This window comes from Piscibacillus salipiscarius JCM 13188, assembly GCF_001311865.1.
GTDB classification, from domain to species: domain Bacteria; phylum Bacillota; class Bacilli; order Bacillales; family Alkalibacillaceae; genus Piscibacillus; species Piscibacillus salipiscarius.
This window is the reverse complement of record NZ_BBCD01000017.1, coordinates 1-19024: the sequence shown is the minus strand read 5'-3', so window position 1 is coordinate 19024 and position 19024 is coordinate 1. Positions and strand designations below refer to the sequence as shown.

The 19024-nt window shown below is 36.1% G+C and carries 16 protein-coding genes, 8 pseudogenes and 2 other annotated features; all 24 genes and pseudogenes read left to right on the top strand.

Going from position 1 to position 19024, the window contains the following annotated elements; genetic code table 11:
* Positions 1–35: 35 nt before the first annotated feature.
* The 24 genes and pseudogenes from JCM13188_RS11815 (at position 36) to JCM13188_RS11715 (ending at position 18948) form a co-directional block, all read left to right on the top strand.
* Positions 36–725, top strand: a complete 690-nt coding sequence (locus JCM13188_RS11815; protein ID WP_054754282.1) for a response regulator transcription factor — start codon at positions 36–38, stop codon at positions 723–725.
* A complete protein-coding gene (locus tag JCM13188_RS11810) occupies positions 722–1273 on the top strand; it encodes a hypothetical protein (protein ID WP_054754278.1) in 552 nt (183 codons plus the stop codon). Before JCM13188_RS11815 ends, JCM13188_RS11810 begins: the two co-directional genes overlap by 4 nt.
* A gap of 64 nt (positions 1274–1337) precedes the next feature.
* Positions 1338–1670 (top strand): hypothetical protein, encoded by a 333-nt coding sequence (locus tag JCM13188_RS11805; RefSeq protein ID WP_279401777.1) that lies wholly within the window; start codon positions 1338–1340, stop codon positions 1668–1670.
* Between the two features lie 5 nt (positions 1671–1675).
* Positions 1676–2431 (top strand): sensor histidine kinase, encoded by a 756-nt coding sequence (locus tag JCM13188_RS11800; RefSeq protein ID WP_369404989.1) that lies wholly within the window; start codon positions 1676–1678, stop codon positions 2429–2431.
* Positions 2432–2452: 21 nt separating this feature from the next.
* Positions 2453–5108: pseudogene (gene polA, locus JCM13188_RS11795) on the top strand (DNA polymerase I).
* A gap of 15 nt (positions 5109–5123) precedes the next feature.
* Positions 5124–5957, top strand: a complete 834-nt coding sequence (gene mutM / locus JCM13188_RS11790; RefSeq protein ID WP_054754271.1) for a DNA-formamidopyrimidine glycosylase — start codon at positions 5124–5126, stop codon at positions 5955–5957.
* A gap of 136 nt (positions 5958–6093) precedes the next feature.
* Positions 6094–6318, top strand: a pseudogene (locus JCM13188_RS19170) (manganese efflux pump); the annotation flags it as partial.
* Positions 6278–6646, top strand: coding sequence for a manganese efflux pump (locus JCM13188_RS11785; RefSeq protein ID WP_279401776.1), 369 nt, complete (start codon positions 6278–6280; stop codon positions 6644–6646). The pseudogene JCM13188_RS19170 and the gene JCM13188_RS11785, both read left to right, overlap by 41 nt.
* Positions 6647–6655: 9 nt before the next feature.
* Positions 6656–7285 (top strand): dephospho-CoA kinase, encoded by a 630-nt coding sequence (coaE, locus tag JCM13188_RS11780; RefSeq protein WP_054754267.1) that lies wholly within the window; start codon positions 6656–6658, stop codon positions 7283–7285.
* A gap of 91 nt (positions 7286–7376) precedes the next feature.
* Positions 7377–8401, top strand: a pseudogene (locus tag JCM13188_RS11775) (glyceraldehyde-3-phosphate dehydrogenase).
* A 255-nt stretch (positions 8402–8656) separates the two neighbouring features.
* A pseudogene (nrdR, locus tag JCM13188_RS11770) lies at positions 8657–9116 on the top strand (transcriptional regulator NrdR).
* Positions 9117–9138: 22 nt separating this feature from the next.
* Positions 9139–9618 (top strand): replication initiation and membrane attachment family protein, encoded by a 480-nt coding sequence (locus JCM13188_RS11765; RefSeq protein ID WP_054754265.1) that lies wholly within the window; start codon positions 9139–9141, stop codon positions 9616–9618.
* Positions 9569–10300, top strand: a complete 732-nt coding sequence (locus JCM13188_RS11760; protein WP_279401775.1) for a DnaD domain protein — start codon at positions 9569–9571, stop codon at positions 10298–10300. The genes JCM13188_RS11765 and JCM13188_RS11760 overlap by 50 nt, the downstream gene beginning before the upstream one ends.
* Before the next feature lie 231 nt (positions 10301–10531).
* Complete coding sequence (dnaI, locus tag JCM13188_RS11755; protein ID WP_054754261.1) at positions 10532–11464, top strand: primosomal protein DnaI; 933 nt, start codon at positions 10532–10534, stop codon at positions 11462–11464.
* A 127-nt stretch (positions 11465–11591) separates the two neighbouring features.
* A complete protein-coding gene (locus tag JCM13188_RS11750) occupies positions 11592–12074 on the top strand; it encodes a hypothetical protein (RefSeq protein ID WP_054754258.1) in 483 nt (160 codons plus the stop codon).
* A gap of 52 nt (positions 12075–12126) precedes the next feature.
* Positions 12127–12252 (top strand): hypothetical protein, encoded by a 126-nt coding sequence (locus tag JCM13188_RS19165; RefSeq protein WP_279401774.1) that lies wholly within the window; start codon positions 12127–12129, stop codon positions 12250–12252.
* A 198-nt stretch (positions 12253–12450) separates the two neighbouring features.
* Positions 12451–12675 (top strand) — a binding site (T-box leader).
* Between the two features lie 192 nt (positions 12676–12867).
* Positions 12868–14808, top strand: a pseudogene (gene thrS / locus JCM13188_RS11745) (threonine--tRNA ligase).
* 112 nt (positions 14809–14920) lie between these two features.
* Positions 14921–15065 (top strand) — a sequence feature (ribosomal protein L20 leader region).
* A gap of 60 nt (positions 15066–15125) precedes the next feature.
* Positions 15126–15683 carry a translation initiation factor IF-3 gene (gene infC / locus JCM13188_RS11740; protein ID WP_279401785.1) on the top strand — a complete coding sequence of 186 codons (558 nt, stop codon included), beginning with the start codon at positions 15126–15128 and terminating at the stop codon, positions 15681–15683.
* Positions 15684–15709: 26 nt separating this feature from the next.
* Positions 15710–15908 (top strand): annotated as a pseudogene (rpmI, locus tag JCM13188_RS11735) (50S ribosomal protein L35).
* Positions 15909–15942: 34 nt separating this feature from the next.
* Positions 15943–16299 carry a 50S ribosomal protein L20 gene (gene rplT / locus JCM13188_RS11730; RefSeq protein WP_054754256.1) on the top strand — a complete coding sequence of 119 codons (357 nt, stop codon included), beginning with the start codon at positions 15943–15945 and terminating at the stop codon, positions 16297–16299.
* A gap of 157 nt (positions 16300–16456) precedes the next feature.
* Positions 16457–16564 (top strand): annotated as a pseudogene (locus JCM13188_RS21055) (DUF1294 domain-containing protein); the annotation flags it as partial.
* Positions 16565–16668: 104 nt separating this feature from the next.
* Positions 16669–17247 carry a TVP38/TMEM64 family protein gene (locus JCM13188_RS11725; protein WP_054754255.1) on the top strand — a complete coding sequence of 193 codons (579 nt, stop codon included), beginning with the start codon at positions 16669–16671 and terminating at the stop codon, positions 17245–17247.
* Between the two features lie 51 nt (positions 17248–17298).
* Entirely contained in the window at positions 17299–17793 is a 495-nt protein-coding gene (locus tag JCM13188_RS11720; protein ID WP_054754254.1) for a dUTP diphosphatase, read from the top strand.
* A gap of 67 nt (positions 17794–17860) precedes the next feature.
* Positions 17861–18948: pseudogene (locus JCM13188_RS11715) on the top strand (M42 family metallopeptidase).
* Positions 18949–19024 lie beyond the last annotated feature (76 nt).

Here is a 19024-nt window from a genome sequence, read left to right as displayed (position 1 = left end):
AATTAAGACAAATATAAAAACAGGAGTTGGGGAGCTTGGAATATCGTATTTTAATTGTTGATGATGAAGAATCAATTACAACTCTGATTGACTATAACCTTATGCAAGAAAGGCACCAAACGACAGTTGTTCATGACGGGGAGACGGCATTAAGTCTTGCTGAAAAAGAGAATTTTGATCTAATTTTATTAGATTTAATGTTGCCTAATATAAGTGGTATTGAAGTTTGTCAGAGGCTTCGTTCACAAGGTTTTAGTGTTCCAATTATTATGCTAACAGCTAAAAGTGAAGAACATGATAAAATAACAGGTCTTGACGTGGGGGCTGATGATTACATTACAAAACCATTCAGCCCAAAAGAGTTAAGTGCAAGAATACGAGCGGTGATGAGAAGGACAAGTCATTCTGATGCCAATCAGGACATCATTCGTTTTAGTGATATTAAAATCAACACGGAGACTTATGAAGTGTTTAAGCAAGACCAGCCAATTGAATTCACGAAAAAAGAGTTTGAGCTTCTTTTATATCTCGCCAAGCGAATCAATAAACCTGTTAAGCGTGAAGTTCTTCTGCAAGATGTTTGGGATTTTGATTTTATTGGAGATACAAGAATTGTAGACGTTCATATCAGTCATCTTCGGGAAAAACTTGAAGATGAACCTAAGAGGCCCCAGTTGATTAAAACAGTAAGAGGGATTGGGTATAAGTTAGAGGGTCAGGCATGAAAGGAATCAGTAATCGTAAGCCATTAATCATTTATACGTTAATTGGTATTGTCTTTATTCTAGTGCTAGGAGTTTTATTCGTTCAGGTTGCTAAGCATTATGTGACAAAAGCTTACGAAGAGCAGCTTCATTATGATGCTAATTTTGTTGCGGAAGATTTTAATCTCAACACTGACTCGAGTTTAGAAAGACAGCAGCAGTTAGAGCATTATTCTGAATCTTTTCCAATTGAACTTGTTCTTTACCAGACAAATACACAGGAATATTTACATACTTTTAATCGGAATGAGACGATTACGTTAAACGAGTTAATTGATCATCAACTTAATCTTAATTCAGCACTCAGATTAGATTCCAGACTAGCTGTGGTAAGGCAAATTAATGAGAATGTAAGGATCATCGTAGTTTCAGAAGAGCTCCCCATTGAGTATTTAAATACAACGTTGTGGTCCGTTGTCATTATATTAGCTTTATTAGTAGGATTTTTTATCTGGGGTTTGGGAAATCGTCTTTATGAAAATTACGTAACACCAATAAAAAGCTTCTGATACAGCCAAGTCACTAGCTGAGGGTAATTATAAAGCGAGAATCCACGATGCGCCTTATGGCATTGTGTCTGAATTGAGTCAATCGATTAATACGTTAGCTCGTAATTTAGAATATATCACGTCAAAATACCGAAATCAGAACGATCGTTTAAAAACGGTGGTTAATAATATGGAGAGTGGCCTTTTACTGATTAATGAAAAAGGCTTAACAAGACTTGCAAATGAACCATTTATTAATAATTTTACGAATAAAGACACTTCGATTTTAGGTGAAGTTTATTACGATGTGATAGAACATAAAGAATTAAACGATGCTCTACAAGAAGTTATTTTCATGGAAAGAAAAAAACAGTTAACAATTGAAACCGTCCAGGGAAATTATTTTGAAGTTATTTAGCACCAATTCGTAATGAACATGACTCTTGGAAAGGTGTTGTCGTCGTTTGTCATGACATTACGAAAATCAAACAGCTTGAGAATATCCGTAAAGATTTTGTAGCTAACGTGTCCCATGAGCTTCGCACACCGATTACGTCTATACAAGGTTTTGTAGAGACGTTATTAGATGGAAATGAACATGATGAAGAGATCGTGAAAAAATTTCTAAACATTATCAATAAGGAATCAAGGCGCTTAAATGCGCTTATTGAAGACTTATTAGAACTATCGACCATCGAAAAAGATGATTTTACGCTATATAAATCTCACTTTTATGTCACTGAGTTAATGCATGATGTCGATCAAGTCGTAGAGAATCAATTAAAGGAAAAAGGCTTAACTAGAGATTTGTATGTAGATGAATCGATTGCATTATATGCTGATTATAATCGTATGTATCAGTTAATTTTAAACCTGTATTCCAATGCCATTCAATATACACCTGGTGGAGGTCACATAGAATGGAACGTGACCCTTGATGAGGGATACATAAAGTTTCAGATCCATGATAATGGAATCGGTATTCCTAAGAAGAATCAAGGCCGCATATTTGAACGATTTTACCGGGTTGATCAAGATCGTAGTAGGCAGACTGGCGGTACAGGACTTGGACTATCGATTGTTAAACACATCGTTGAAGCTCACGAAGGTATCATTAAACTTGAAAGTGAAGAGGGGGAAGGGACCACGATTATTGTATTAATCCCTCAAAAAATATAATCTGTTATAATGGACAAAAAGATGATCATTAAAGAGGTGTTTGACTTGTCTAAAGATGAGATCGTTTTGATTGATGGAAACAGTGTGTTATACCGAGCATTCTTTGCTTTACCGTTGCTAAGTAATGAAAGTGGTGTACATACAAATGCTGTTTATGGATTTACGAATATGTTATTAAAAATCTTAGAAGATAAAGATCCTAGCCATATTCTAGTGGCATTTGATGCAGGGAAAACAACTTTCAGACATAAAACATATAAAGAATACAAAGGTGGACGTCAAAAAACACCTCCAGAGTTGTCGGAACAATTTCCAGTGATGCGAGAGATTTTAGATGCATTAGGCGTAAAACATTATGAACTCACGCAATATGAAGCGGATGATATTATCGGCACTATCTCTAAACAAGCTCAAGAAAATCAAAAGAAAACACTGATTTATTCAGGTGATAAAGATTTGCTGCAATTGGCTTCTGAACATGTGACAGTTGGAGTAACACGTAAAGGAATTACCGATATTGATGAGTATTCACCAAATGAAATTAAGGAAAAAATGGGTGTTACGATTGATCAAATTATTGATTTAAAAGCTTTAATGGGAGATAAATCAGACAATATCCCAGGTGTTCCAGGTGTTGGTGAGAAAACGGCGGTTAAGTTATTAAATCAATTTGGAACGCTTGAAAACATCTATGACAACATTGATGACGTAAGTGGTAAAAAGTTAAAGGAAAACTTGATCAATCACAAAGATGATGCTTTCATGTCTAAAGAATTAGTAACGATTAATCGTGAATCACCAATAGAAATAAAAATTGATGACTTAGATTATGAAGGGTATCAGTCAAGAGATGTTATTGAGCTTTTCAAACAATATGGATTTAAATCCTTGATGGGTCGTATAGGTGGAGAAGAAGAAACAGTCGAACGTGAAGGTGTCACATACGAACATGTTGAGGAATTTAAGACCGATTATATAAGCTCTAATGAGAACTATTTAATTATGGAAATGTTAGAAGAAAACTATCATAATGGCGATATTTTAGGCTTTTCGTTAGTTAATGACCAGGGTTATTACTTCATTCCAACTGAAGTGGCCTTAAACTCTGAAAAATTTAAAACATGGCTTGAGAGTAAAGAAAATAACAAAATCGTTGCTGATACGAAACGATTAAAAGTGGCTCTAAAATGGAGAGGTATTAATTTAAACGGGGTTCAGTTTGATTTAATTTTAGCATCCTATATCGTGAACCCTTCAAATAGTAATCATGATTTGCCATCCATTGCACAAAATTACGGGCTAGTTGATGTGTCATATGATGAAGAAGTTTACGGAAAAGGTGCAAAACAAAAGGTTCCTGAAAAGGACGTCTTAGCTGAGCATATTGTTCGAAAAGGTGTCGTAGCTAAAAAAACTTTACCCACAATTAATAGAAGAAGTAGAGAAAAACGAACAAGAGCAGCTGTATTATGACTTAGAGATGCCATTATCTTTAATTTTAGCTGACATGGAATATTTAGGCGTTCAAGTAGATGTGGACCGTCTAGAAGAGATGCAGCAAGACTTAAGTAAGAGACTTGATAAAATTGAAGAAGAAATCTATGAACTTGCAGGCCAATCATTTAACATCAACTCACCAAAACAATTAGGAAAGATTTTATTTGAAGAATTAGAACTTCCTGTTATTAAGAAAACTAAAACAGGCTATTCAACTTCTGCAGATGTTCTAGAAAAGCTTCAACATGAGCATGAAATTGTAGATAAGATTTTACATTATCGCCAGCTCGGTAAGTTACAGTCAACTTATATAGAAGGCCTATTAAAAGTCGTTCATGATGACACACATAAAATTCATACACGCTTTAATCAAGTTCTAACCCAAACGGGGCGTTTAAGCTCTACAGATCCGAACTTACAAAACATCCCAATTAGACTTGAAGAGGGGCGTAAGATTAGACAAGCATTCGTACCGTCAAAAGACGATTATGTCATTATGGCAGCTGACTATTCACAAATTGAACTTCGTGTTCTAGCTCATATTGCAAATGATGAAAAATTAACTTCTGCTTTTAAAGAAGGCAAAGATATTCATACTCAAACAGCTATGGATGTTTTTAATGTTAAAGAAGATGAAGTTGATTCATTAATGAGGCGCCATGCAAAAGCTGTTAACTTCGGTATTGTATACGGAATTAGCGATTACGGATTAAGTCAAAGTTTAGGCATTAGCCGCAAAGAAGCTGGACAATTTATTGAGAAGTATTTAGAAAGTTATCCAGGTGTTAAACAATATATGGATGATGTTGTTAAGCAGGCGAAACATGATGGTTATGTTGAGACGATCATGAAACGTCGTCGATATTTACCTGATATCTCGAGTCGTAACTTTAATAAAAGAAGTTTTGCCGAACGAACTGCAATGAATACGCCAATTCAAGGTAGTGCAGCAGACATTATTAAAAAAGCGATGATTGACGTTATGGACCAATTAAATGATTCGGACGTAAACGCTCAGTTATTACTACAAGTGCATGACGAATTAATTTTTGAAGTTGCTAAAGGTGATATTGATCAGCTAAATAAACTAGTGAAAAATGCTATGGAACAAACTGTAGAATTAAATGTTCCTTTATTAGTGGAAGCTGATTATGGCAACACTTGGTATGATGCGAAGTAGAAAGAAGGATTAACGATGCCAGAATTACCAGAGGTTGAAACCGTAAGAAGGACGCTAAAGCCTATTATCCAAGGGAAAGAAATTGTTGATGTCCTTATTTATTACCCAGGAATTATTAAAGAGCCTGAAGATTCAGTAGCGTTTAAACATCGTTTACTAGGTCAACATTTTACCGACATAAATCGATTGGGGAAATTCTTAATCTTTCATTTAACAGACGACCGCTTAGTGTCACATCTTAGAATGGAAGGGAAATACGGTGTGTATGATGAAGATGAACCAATAGAACCACATACGCATATTGTCTTTAAATTAAGTAACGGAAAAGAGTTAAGGTACCGTGATGTTCGAAAGTTTGGAACGATGCACTTAAAAGAACCTAAGGATTTATTTACATCAGCTCCGCTTAATAAATTAGGAGTCGAACCTTTTAGTGAAGACTTTACAACGGATTATTTATATGAACGGCTTCGAAAAACATCTCGTAAAATAAAGCCTGCCTTGTTGGATCAAGCCATTGTGACAGGATTAGGTAATATTTACGTGGATGAAGTGTTATTTAAAAGTCAGATTCATCCTGAAAGAATTGCGAATACCATTACTATAGAAGAAGCTAAACGTATACAGCATTACACGATTGAAGTCTTAAATGAAGCCGTTGAACATGGGGGTTCATCTATCCGTTCTTATTTGAACAGTTTAGGTGAAGTTGGCTTGTTTCAACTTAGAATTTCTGTTTATGGAAAAGAAGGGGAAGCATGTCCTTCATGTCAAACAACGATTGAAAAAATAAAAGTTGGTGGAAGAGGGACTCATTTTTGTCCTCAATGTCAACCAGCTCCAAACTAACACACGTACTAGGCTTCTTTCATAAGATAAGTTGAGTTCTTATGGAAGGAGCCTTTATTTTGGATCATCTAATAGCAGCTGTATTATTATTAAGCTTAGCAGTTAGTTTTGACAGTTACTTTTTGGATTTACTTATCGTTTGAAATCGATTACAGTAAAGAAAACCACTTATTTAATTATTGGATTAGTGACGTCTGTTAGTTTTCTAACAGGTTATTTATTGGGTGATATATTGGGGATTTTAATCCCTAAAGTTTCTGAATATCTTGGCGGAATCATATTTCTTTTAATAGGTTGTTATGTGCTCTGGCAGTGGGTTGATGAGCAGAAAGAAAAAATTTCGGAAGTACTACCACGATGAATCAATTCGATTTAATTTTAAAACGATTTGGATGATTTTGAAGGACCCTCAAGTGGCAGACTTAGATCATTCTGGAACAATTTCAGGTAAAGAATCTTTGTTTGTTGCATTAGCTTTATCGTTAGATTCATTTAGTAGCGGGGTAGGCGCTGCATTCACGATCTTACCTTATTTCATAACAGCTGTCTTAATTGGGTTTAGTTCAATGTTTTTAGGATTAGGAACGATTACTGGTCGAATTCTAACTAAATATCATTGGATGCAGCAACTGTCATTCTTACCTGGATTAATATTTATAATGCTAGGGATTTGGAATATAACGAAGTAGGTGATTTTAATGTCAGTTATTATAGGATTAACTGGAAGTATTGCAACAGGAAAATCAACTGTTTCAAAGATGTTTAAGGAATGGGAAATTCCAGTAGTGGACGCAGATCAAATTGCACGAAATGTTGTGAAACCTGGTGAACCAGCATATGAAAAAATAGTGGAACACTTTGGAGAAAAAGTGTTATACGAGAATGGAATGCTTAATCGAAAAAAACTAGGTGAGATTGTATTTAATGATGAAGAAGAACGAAAACGATTAAATAGTTTTATTCACCCTGAGATTCGCAAAGAAATGATTAGGCAAAGAGAAAGTCACGTAGCTAATGGCGAGCCTGCCGTTGTGCTGGACATCCCTTTATTGTTTGAAAGTAAGTTATTTGATTATGTCGATAAAGTTTTAGTCGTTTATGTAGAACCAGAAGTTCAACTGGAAAGACTGATGGAACGTGATGAATCAGGTAAAGAAGAGGCGCTGAGCCGAATACAGTCTCAAATCTCTATTACAGAGAAGAAAGATCGTGCAGATGCTATTATTGATAACACTGATTCAGTTGATCATAGCAGGGAACAACTTAAAGATATTCTTCGTGAATGGGGAATTGAAAATAAAATCTATAAAAATAGTAACATTTTTTAATAATTCTCCCCTATAATATAATAAATGTGTTATACTATTGTCGTAAAAATATTGTTAAGTGTAACATATATAGTTTGGGAGGTTATTATAAATGACAACACGTATTGCAATTAATGGATTTGGCCGAATTGGTCGCATGGTGTTTCGTAAGGCGATCAAAGATGAAACACTTGAAGTTGTAGCAATTAATGCAAGTTACCCAACAGAAACTTTAGCTCACTTGATTAAATATGATTCTGTTCATGGACGTTTGATGGTGAGGTTACGTTTAAAGATAATGAAATTATTGTAGATGGAAAGAGCGTTCTAAAGGTTTCTAACCGTAACCCATTAGAACTTCCATGGGCTGATTTAAATATTGATATCGTTATTGAAGCAACTGGTAAATTTAAAACAAAAGAAACTGCATCACAACACATCACAGCTGGTGCAAAGCGCGTTATTATTTCAGCGCCAGGTAAAGAAGTGGACCGTACGATTGTAATGGGAGTCAACGAAAATGATTTTAACCCTGAAACTGACGAAGTGATTTCAAATGCGTCTTGTACGACAAACTGCTTAGCACCTGTTGTTAAAGTATTAAATGATAAGTTTGGAATTGAAGAAGGTCTAATGACGACTGTCCATTCATTTACAAACGATCAGAAAAACTTAGATAACCCACATAAAGACTTGCGTCGTGCTAGAGGATTAACACAGTCGATTATCCCAACATCAACAGGAGCAGCGAAAGCTATTAATGAAGTTTTACCTGAGCTAAAAGGACGCTTACATGGAATGGCTTTACGCGTGCCAACACCTAATGTGTCATTAGTTGATTTAGTTGTCGATGTTAAAAAGGATGTGACAGCTGAAGAGGTTAACCAGGCTTTCTATCAAGCTATGGAAGATGACATGGCAGGTATTGTATCAATTAATGATGAGCCATTAGTTTCAGTCGATTATACAACATCACCATATTCTTCAATTGTAGATGGACTATCTACTATGGTTATGGGTTCTCGTAAAGTTAAAGTATTAGCTTGGTATGACAATGAGTGGGGTTATTCTTGCCGAATCGTTGACCTAGCTAAATATGTTTCTCAACATATTAAAAACGGACAAATGACTATGTAAACTTGATTAGCCAACCAGGAGTTGAAACCTGGTTGGCTATATTTGTTTTTTAAGGAATTGCCGTTATCTAATTTATAAAAACATATTTTTTTGAAGGAATTTCTAGAGTGGTGTCGAATATCTTCTTATATATTTTTCTGCTCTATTTAATCCTCTTATCGCTGCATATACCTCATTAATAATTCTCAAAACATGATGAAGTTTGTTATACTTATAAAAGGTATAGACTATGGTACGTTTTATGGAGGAAAAAATATGCGTTGCCCGAACTGTGATGCGAAAAACACAAGAGTATTAGATTCAAGACCGATCGATGAAGGACGTTCAATCAGACGAAGAAGAGAATGCGAGTCGTGTCAATATCGTTTTACGACGTTTGAACGTGTGGAAGAAATTCCGTTAATAGTCGTAAAAAAAGAAGGCACAGAGAAGAATTTAATCGTGAGAAACTAAAACGAGGTTTAATCAAAGCGTGTGAAAAGCGGCCTGTTTCAATAGAAGAAATTGAACGAATCGCTTTTGATGTAGAAAAAGATCTACGCAACCAAGGAAATTCTGAGATCTTAAGTGACCAAATTGGTGAATTAATTATGGACAGGTTAGCCGAAGTTGATGAAGTTGCATATGTACGCTTTGCTTCTGTCTATAGGCAGTTTAAAGATATTAATGTTTTATGAGTGAATTGAATGAAATGATTAATAAAAATAAAAAGTAAAGGGAGTACGGGGTGTCAAAATATGAATGAACGGATTCGGCATCTTTTGCCTAATGACCGAATGAAAATTTTCCAAAAAGAACCTTTCTTTGAAGATGCTGAAACAGTGCTAACTCTTTTATACCAACCCCTTATTTCTATAAAAGGTGTAGCTGTATTTCAAGCACTTTGGAAGGAATCACACTACCAACAACCACAAACTTCTATTTCCCACCATCAAATGATGAATACATTAAATATGACATTAGATGACTTTTATGAGGCGAGAAAGAAGTTAGAAGCCATTGGATTGTTACAGTCTTATAAAGAGGAAGGTAGTTTTCGCACACTTTATTACATCCTGCAATGCCCTTATTCAGCTAAAGGTTTTTTAAATGATCCAATGTTATCTGTATTGCTAGAGCATCATATTGGGCGAGATTCGTTTCAACGATTGAAAAAGAGACTACTTAATGAAGTCAATCTGCCTTCAAATGTTCAAAAACGCTACCCATTCATTTGATGATGTCTTTACTACGGTTCATCCGGAATTAATTAAGGAAAAGCAGGTTATCGAAGAGCCAGAAACTCAGGCTATTAAAACAAAGTTACCACTTGAGTGGCTTCATAAAATGTTAACTCAGCAACAAATCAAAGCCCAGCTCATTCTGACACAACCAAATATTGAATATATTGAGAAAATGATTAAGATTTACGATGTTGACTATTTGGAATTAGAGAAAGCTTTAATATGGGCCGTGAATGAACAGCAAGAGTTTGATCGTAAAGAGTTTCAGGATATGTGTAAAGATATTTTTTATAAGAAACATGGCAGTATCCCGCCTAGGCTTTATTCAAAAGAACAAAAAGAACTAGAGCCAGAACCTAAGAAAAAATCAAACCAATCTGAGCAACCTAAGTCTAAAGAAGAACAGCTAATCGAACATTTTAATTCCATTTCTCATCGTGAACTATTAGAAGATCTTTCAGCCTCTGGACGAGCATCTATGAAAGAGATTGATATGCTAACGTCGATTATGGAGGAGCACGGCTTGCCTCAACCAGTTATGAATGTGTTAGTTGACTATGTTTTGAAACGAAATCAGAATAAGTTGTCTAAAAATTACATTGAAACGATTGCGGCGCACTGGAGTCGTGAAGGAATTACGAGTGCTAAGCAAGCTATGCAAATTGCGAAAACGTGAACATACCATTTATGAAACATGGAAACAGAAGAAAAACCAGACTCAGAAAAAAAAGACAACGAACTAAAGAAGTACTCCCCAAATGGTTTCAAGATGAGCGTGAACAGAAAAAGCAAACTCAAGAGACTAAAACTCAAACTGAGCCTCAAGGTGATGTGAAGAAAAAAAACGTGAAGAGTTAGAAGCATTTATAAAGAATTATTCTAAAACGAAGCATTAAGGGTGAAATCCATGGAATCCATACAAACTGCATTAAATCGCTGGATGCAAGGAAAAGAAAGCTTCCAACAATCGATGCAACAGATGCGAAAAGACGTCTTATCATCCAAAGATGTCCAGGCTTTCTTAAAAAAACATCCAGAGCTGACAGAAGAACAGATTAATAAACAACTAATTAAATTATATGAATATGATGTTCAATCAAAAGCATGTGAGAAATGTCCATCTCTTGAAGGGTGCCGTAATGTGGTACAAGGTTATGTTCCAGAAATCAGCTTAGAAAATAATCGCATTAAGTTAAGATATCACGAGTGTCCAAGACAGGAGAAACATTTAGAAAACGTTGAAAAACAAAAGTTCGTCCAAAGTCTTCACATGCCAAGGGAAATACATGAGGCAACGTTTGATAAAATTTATCTTGATGAAGAAGCAAGAATAGATGTGTTTGCTCAAATTAAAGCATTTTTTGATCAAACCCAAAATGAGTTGCCGAGTAAAGGTTTGTATTTATACGGAAAATTTGGAGTCGGAAAAACTTATATGCTTGCGGCACTTGCGAATGCTCTGGCTGAGTTAAAAATTGATACGTATTTTATTTATATGCCGGAGTTAGTTCGAGAAATGAAAGCTTCTATTAGTGATTCATCCATAAATGATAAAATTGATCGTTTTAAAAATGCATCGGTTTTAATTTTAGATGACATTGGCGCAGAATTTTCATCTGCTTGGTTTAGAGATGAAGTATTAGGAGCGATTTTGCAGTACCGTATGATGGAAAGGTTACCTGTATTTTTCACTTCAAACTATGCACCAGATGAACTTGAATCAATTTTATCTAAATCAGGTAAAGGTGATCATGAGCAGTTAAAAGCAGCACGAATTATGGAGCGTATTAAACAGGTAAGCAAACCATTTGAAATGGTCGGAGATAATTACCGCAGCTAAAGGCTTGAACAAACGTTCAGCCTTCTTTTTTTCTTAAAATTTCATAAAGTTTGTCCTAATTTTCATGTTTTACATTTCTCTTTCATAAACTGTACTACTGTGAATGATGTGGAAAGAGGGATGAAACATGAAAGAGACGTTATTTCTGTTTCAAGATGAGAAGGATGCTAATCAATTTTATTTATTTGTATTGGCATCGACATTTAACGGAGATGTACTTATTAAAGGGAGCGAAGTACGTCTTTCCGGTTACAGCCAGATCAAACAGACAAGCTTAGTTGATTTGATATTTCCATTCGTTGTGAACTATTATGTGCCGAGAGTTTCTAACTATTTACTTAAGAATGCTTATTATTATCATGACGATGAAATTGAACAAATTGTACCATTCGTGTTATCAGTGAGTTCTATATCTAAAGAGTTACACACGGATTTATCTTTTTCATTATATGAAAGATTGATTTATTACTTATATACTCACGAAACACGAGGCGTCGTCGATATGGAACATTTATATTTAACCTTATTTCAAAACGAAGATGCATGGTTAGAAATAGTCGGCTATGGAATTGAAGAATGGCAGTTTGAACTAAATTTTCAAGAAAAATGAATGATATTAGGCATTATGTGTTTAAAAAAAGCCTAAGCTCCCGAAAGTGATTGTGAACATTAAGGATCGCATTCGATTTTTTGATTCACATGGACAACCTATTCGAGAAGAAGTGCTAGCCCATTTTCGAAAAGTTTCAGGTACGACATCAGTAGAAGAATATGATCCAACAAATTAATCTCAACCTTACTATCTATTGCGCCTCAGCAAATTGACGTCTATGCTTCTAATGATCACATGCATACGTTATATTGGATGATGAATATCTTCCAAGAGCGCATTAAATTGTTTCCAGTGGAGCAGTTTCCGTACAAAATTTTAGAATAACTTGATTTCTATCTCTCAGATGGTTATAATAACGTACATATAATATTATGAACGTGCGTTGAAGAGGACATGAACAAGTGGAAACAGCTTTACAGAGAAGGAAGCGAGGCTGAGAGCTTTCTAGTATGACTATTTGTTTACCACCTCAGAGCATTAGTCGTGAAGTCTTTTAGGATTAGCGATTGACGTATCATCGGCGTTAACGATGTCTGAGAGAGCTGTTTTATTAAAGCAGAATCAGGGTGGAACCACGGGTATAACACTCGTCCCTTTTATTAGGGATGAGTGTTTTTTGTTTATCTAAAAATTGAGTTTGATGAGCGTAGGCGGTGACTCCTAGGGGAATAGCACGAGCAGAATCACTCTGAACGAATGGAAATGAGTTCAGAGAAGCCTGCGCCGTGCCCCAGGAAATCGTCTGCCGAAAGCGACTCAAATTTTAATAAATCACAAAGGAGTGTATCACATGTCTGAGATGATTCAAGTTAAGTTCCCAGATGGTAATGTTAAGGAGTTTTCTAAAGGGACAACAACTGAAGATATTGCGGCTTCAATCAGTTCTGGATTAAAGAAGCAAGCATTAGCTGGTAAATATAATGATGAAATGGTTGATTTACGTACTCCACTTCAAGATGATGGTGAGATCCAAATTATTACTCATCGTGATGATGAGGGTCTTGAAGTGTTAAGACACTCAACTGCACACCTAATGGCTCAGGCGATCAAACGTCTATATCCAAACGTTAAATTAGGTGTCGGCCCTGTTATTGAAGGTGGGTTCTACTATGACCTTGATATGGAAGAGACGATCACTCCAGAAGACCTTCCGAAGATTGAAAAAGAAATGAAAAAAAATTGTAGATGAAGCTCTTGAAATTCGCCGCGTTGAAGTATCCAGAGATGAGGCTAAACAGCGTTATAAAGATGTTGGTGACGATTTAAAGCTTGAGTTAATTGATGATATTCCAGAAGGTCAGCCAATTTCTATTTATGAGCAAGGTGAGTTTTTTGACTTATGCCGCGGTGTACACGTACCACACACTGGTAAAATTAAAGTCTTTAAATTATTAAATATCTCAGGTGCTTATTGGCGCGGAGATAGTGATAATAAGATGCTTCAGCGTATTTATGGAACTGCGTTCGAGAAGAAGAGTCAATTAGAGGAGCATTTACGATTATTAGAAGAAGCCAAAGAACGTGATCACCGTAAACTTGGTAAAGAATTAGATATTTTTACGGTTTCACAAAAAGTGGGTCAAGGCTTGCCATTATGGTTACCAAAAGGAGCGACTATTCGCCGTACTATAGAAAGATACATTGTCGATTTAGAAACTAGACTTGGTTACGATCACGTGTACACACCTGTTTTAGGTAGCGTTGATCTATATAAAACTAGTGGACACTGGGATCATTATCAAGACGACATGTTCCCAACAATGGAAATGGATAACGAAGATTTAGTTCTTCGTCCGATGAACTGTCCTCACCATATGATGGTATATAAGAATGAACTTCATAGTTATCGTAATTTACCAGTTCGTATCGCTGAACTTGGTACCATGCACCGTCACGAAATGTCAGGAGCTCTTGCTGGGTTACAACGTGTACGTGGTATGACATTAAATGACGCGCATATATTTGCTCGTCCTGATCAGTTAAAAGAAGAATTCATTCGAGTGGTAGAGTTAATTCAAAATGTTTATAAAGACTTTGGCATTAATGATTACTACTTCCGTCTATCTTATCGTGACCCTGAGGATACAGAGAAGTATGTTGATAACGATGAGATGTGGAATAAAGCTGAGGCACTTTTAAAAGAGACAATGGAAGAAATGGAAGTAGAATTTGTTGAAGCAACAGGGGAAGCTGCTTTCTACGGTCCAAAATTAGACGTACAAGTTAAGACAGCTTTAGGTAAGGATGAGACATTATCTACTGTTCAGCTAGATTTCCATCTACCCGAACGTTTTGATTTAACTTACATTGGCGAAGACGGTAAAGAACATCGCCCAGTCGTTATTCACCGCGGAGTTGTTTCGACAATGGAACGCTTCGTTGCCTTCTTAATTGAAGAGTATAAAGGGGCTTTTCCAACTTGGCTTGCACCAGTTCAAGCAAAAATTATTCCAGTCTCACTAGATGTCCACATGGATTATGCTAAAAAGTGGAAGATCGTCTGCGCCGTGAAGGTATTCGAGTGGAGTTAGATACTCGCGATGAAAAATTAGGGTATAAAATTCGTGAATCACAAACACAAAAAGTGCCGTACTCATTAGTTTTAGGTGATAAAGAAATGAATGATCAAGCTGTAAACGTCCGTAAATATGGTGAGAAAGATAGCGATACTATTGGATTAGATGAATTTGTTCAACAAATAGTTGATGAAATTAACCATCATAAGTTATAATACCAAGCAGCTGTGCTTTTACTAGCACAGTTGCTTGAATTTATTAGATTAATTCTTGACATATTTGCTTTGTCATTATATACTTTTAAAAGTGAATTAAATAAGGTCATTGATAGACAAGTAGAAGCACCCGCTTCTCACCTGATCGACGCAATAAGTTGTTGGCAGGTCATCATATTTCTGACACATACGGACTTAGTATGTTTTTGATGAAATCATGTGTGGGTGCAGTCTTGTACCGACACTTTTTTTTATGGTTAAAACCACTTGTTGAGAATGCCTTATTCAATGTAACTTTGTTAAGAGTTAAAAAGAAAATGATTCTTCGTTTTTCTTACAATTTGTGGAGGTGGCTCACTATTAGCAGAGATATGAATGTTAATGAGGGAATCCGTGCCAAAGAGGTACGTCTCATTGACGCGAATGGCGAACAATTAGGAATTAAATCTCGTCAAGAAGCATTAGAGATTGCTGATCGTGTTAATCTCGATTTAGTGTTGGTAGCACCAAACGCTAAACCACCAGTATGTCGTATTATGGACTACGGTAAATATCGCTTCGAACAGCAGAAGAAGGAAAAAGAGCAACGTAAAAATCAAAAGGTCATTAACATCAAAGAGGTACGATTGACACCGGCTATCGAAGAACATGACTTCAATACGAAACTACGTAATGCTCATAAATTCCTTAAAAAAGGCGATAAAGTTAAAGTAAGCGTTCGTTTCCGCGGTCGTGCTATTACGCACAAAGAATTAGGTCGTGAAGTGCTAGATCGTTTCGCTGACCAGTGCAGTGAACTTGCTACACTAGAAACGAAGCCTAAAATGGAAGGCCGTAATATGTTTATGATGCTTGCGCCAAAAGCAGAGAAGTAAAGGTACTATAGAAGGAGGACATTACCATGCCAAAAATGAAATCGCATAAAGGTTCACAAAAGCGTTTTAAGAAAACAGGAACTGGGAAATTTAAAACGTTCTCACGCTTTCACTAGTCACTTATTTGCAAATAAGTCAACTAAACAGAAGCGTAAACTAAGAAAAAGCGCAATGGTTTCTAAAGCAGACGAAGGTCGTCTAAGCAAATTATTACCTTACAAATAAGACTTATTAACGGAAAGATCTAGGAGGGATTACAATGCCACGTGTTAAAGGTGGAACAGTTACACGTAGAAGACGTAAACGTGTATTGAAATTAGCTAAAGGTTATTACGGTTCTAAAAGAACGTTATTTAAAACAGCAAAACAGCAAGTGATGAAGTCAGGTCAGTATGCTTACCGTGACCGTCGTCAGAAAAAACGTGACTTCCGTAAATTATGGATTGCACGTATTAATGCTGCAGCTCGTATGAACGACATTTCTTACAGCCGTTTAATGCATGGATTAAAGCTTGCTGGTGTTGAAGTTAACCGTAAAATGCTAGCAGACTTAGCTGTTAACGATGAAAAAGCATTCACTGAATTAGTCGATCAAGCTAAATCAGCTCTTAAGTAATAATGATTAACCCTGAGAGGAATAAGTCCTTTCAGGGTTTTATTATATTTAAATAGGAGAATCGTCAAATGAAATTATGGTATATAGTAGTCCTGGTTATGAGTTCCGTTGGTTTTATCATTATGGGAATCGATAAGGGTAAAGCAAGAAAGCAAAATGGAGAATTCCTGAAAACACTTTATGGATCATTGCGTTATTAGGTGGGGCGCCAGGTATGTGGTTAGGAATGGCTGTTTTAGACATAAAACTAAGCATAAGCGTTTAAGTTCGGCTTACCGATCTTAAGTCTATTATTACTAGGGATTGTGTTTTACTTGTCATAAAAGCTCGTCTTATGTCATAAAGTTATATAATGAAGGAGGTATGGCTATGGAAAATGCTCTAGCTTGGGCACAGGGGACGATGGAGTCAGCGCCTTATGTAGCACCGATGCTATTTATCTTTTTTCATATCGTACGTCCTTTCTTATTTATTCCGGTCGCATTTATTTGTATTACTGGAGGGTTACTGTTTGGTTTAACCTATGGGGCCTTGTATTCATTAATCGGTGTCACTTTATCAAGCATAATCTTTTATTTCTTTATTAAGCTAATGCCTAAACTGTTTGACCGTTTTCATAGGCTTAGAGAAAAGATGTTTGGAAGACACCATCAGCTCTCATTACCACAAGTATTGTTACTTAGAGTCACACCTTTCATTCATTTTCATCTCGTATCCATTATACTAATCGAAATGACGCGAAACTTTAAAGAGTATGCGAAACTATCGATCCTTTCAAATGTACCATTAGCCGTTATGTATACATCTTTTGGCCAGTGGTTTCAATCCTTACATTTACAACATATATTCATCTTAATGGCAATGATTCTTTTGGTCTTTTATTTATTAAGAAAAAAAGAAATCGTATTGAAATGGGAAGATTTCTTCTCACCAGACCTCCAAAAATAGTCTACATGTGCTAATGCACGTGTTATACTGTTTTTTAAAGGAGGTTTTTTAATGAAATGGGACAGCCTTTATAAGCTTCAAAAAGAATTAGATGATGATATTTTAATGCGAAACTCTTTAACAAGAGAAGAAGTATTTGATGATAAATTACTTGCATTAATTGTTGAAGTAGGCGAGTTAGCAAACGAAACACGCTGCTTTAAGTATTGGTCTCAAAAAGGACCGAGTGAACAGAGCGTGATTCTCGAAGAATTCGTCGACGGGGATTCATTTTTATTATCCATAGGGATTGATTATGGGTATAATTATAATGGACAGCTGCGGGAGAATAGCGAGTCTTCACTAACAGAACTTTTTCATATGTTATATGGAAAAATAAACCGATTTAAACAGAATCCCACTAATATGCATTACCAAAAATTAATGAGTACATATTTAGATGTGGGATTAAAGTTAAATTTCACTGAAGACGATATATTGCATGCCTATTTGGATAAAAATAAAGTGAACCACGAACGACAACAATCTGGCTATTTAGTTTTGTGAAATGTTTGAAAAACCTTTTATAATGGAGAAGGTGTATTTTTAAATCGAATTTTATAGGAGGTAGAATATGGCTAAATTAGATGAAACTCTAACGATGCTGAAAGATCTAACGGATGCCAAAGGGATTCCTGGGAATGAGAAGGAACCGCGTGATGTCATGAAGAAGTACATAACTCCACATGCGGATGAAGTGACTCAGGATCATTTGGGGAGCTTAATCGCAAAGAAAACTGGAGAAGAAAATGGACCAAAAGTTATGGTTGCTGGCCACTTAGATGAAGTTGGTTTTATGGTAACTAGAATTGATAAAAATGGATTCGTTTTCTTCCAGCCTGTTGGTGGTTGGTGGAACCAAGTCATGTTAGCCCAGCGTGTGACAATTATGACACGTAATGGTGACGATGTGACAGGTGTTATTGGTTCTAAGCCTCCACATATCTTATCAGCTGAAGCACGAAAAAGCCAGTTGAGATAAAAGATATGTTTATCGATATTGGTGCAAAAGACAAAGAGGAAGCTGAGGAGTTCGGTGTTCGCCCTGGTGACTCGATTGTTCCTTACTTTGAATTTACACCAATGAAAAATGAAAAGGTTCTTCTTGCAAAAGCATGGGACAACCGTATTGGTTGCGCGATTGCGATTGAAGTTCTAAAACGTTTGAAGAATGAGTCTCATCCAAACGTTGTTTATGGTGTTGGAACTGTTCAGGAAGAAATTGGCCTACGTGGTGCTGGGACTTCAGCACATGCTGTTCAACCGGACATTGGTTTTGGAGTCGATGTTGGAATCGCAGGTGACATGCCTGGCGTGGATGACAAAGATGCAGCAAGCGAGCTTGGTAAAGGACCACAAATTGTTCTTTATGACGCTTCTATGGTGTCACACAAAGGCGTACGTGACCTAGTTATTGATACGGCGGAAGAACATAACATTCCATTCCAGTATGAGTCTATGCCTGGTGGTGGAACAGACTCAGGTAAAATTCATTTAACTGGCGATGGTGTTCCGTCATTATCAGTTACAGTTCCTACTCGTTACATTCACTCACATGCAGCTATGCTTCATCGTGATGATTTTGAAAATACAGTTGATTTATTAGTTCATGTAATTAAGAAACTAGATCGTGAAACTGTAGAAAAATTAACTTATAATTAATAAACGAGGCTGGGACAAAATATGTATTAATCTAGAAGAAGACGAATATTAGAGGAGAGATCAATCCCTAATATTC

Coding starts and splice junctions, on each gene's coding strand:
- JCM13188_RS11785 (WP_279401776.1), top strand. CDS start 6,278: ATGAGCAGAAAGAAAAAATTTCGGAAGTACTACCACGATGAATCAATT.
- rplT (WP_054754256.1), top strand. CDS start 15,943: ATGCCACGTGTTAAAGGTGGAACAGTTACACGTAGAAGACGTAAACGT.
- JCM13188_RS11720 (WP_054754254.1), top strand. CDS start 17,299: ATGAAATGGGACAGCCTTTATAAGCTTCAAAAAGAATTAGATGATGAT.
- mutM (WP_054754271.1), top strand. CDS start 5,124: ATGCCAGAATTACCAGAGGTTGAAACCGTAAGAAGGACGCTAAAGCCT.
- JCM13188_RS11750 (WP_054754258.1), top strand. CDS start 11,592: ATGAAAGAGACGTTATTTCTGTTTCAAGATGAGAAGGATGCTAATCAA.
- JCM13188_RS11765 (WP_054754265.1), top strand. CDS start 9,139: ATGAATGAACGGATTCGGCATCTTTTGCCTAATGACCGAATGAAAATT.
- coaE (WP_054754267.1), top strand. CDS start 6,656: ATGTCAGTTATTATAGGATTAACTGGAAGTATTGCAACAGGAAAATCA.
- dnaI (WP_054754261.1), top strand. CDS start 10,532: ATGGAATCCATACAAACTGCATTAAATCGCTGGATGCAAGGAAAAGAA.
- JCM13188_RS11725 (WP_054754255.1), top strand. CDS start 16,669: ATGGAAAATGCTCTAGCTTGGGCACAGGGGACGATGGAGTCAGCGCCT.
- JCM13188_RS11810 (WP_054754278.1), top strand. CDS start 722: ATGAAAGGAATCAGTAATCGTAAGCCATTAATCATTTATACGTTAATT.
- infC (WP_279401785.1), top strand. CDS start 15,126: ATGATTCTTCGTTTTTCTTACAATTTGTGGAGGTGGCTCACTATTAGC.
- JCM13188_RS11760 (WP_279401775.1), top strand. CDS start 9,569: ATGAAGTCAATCTGCCTTCAAATGTTCAAAAACGCTACCCATTCATTT.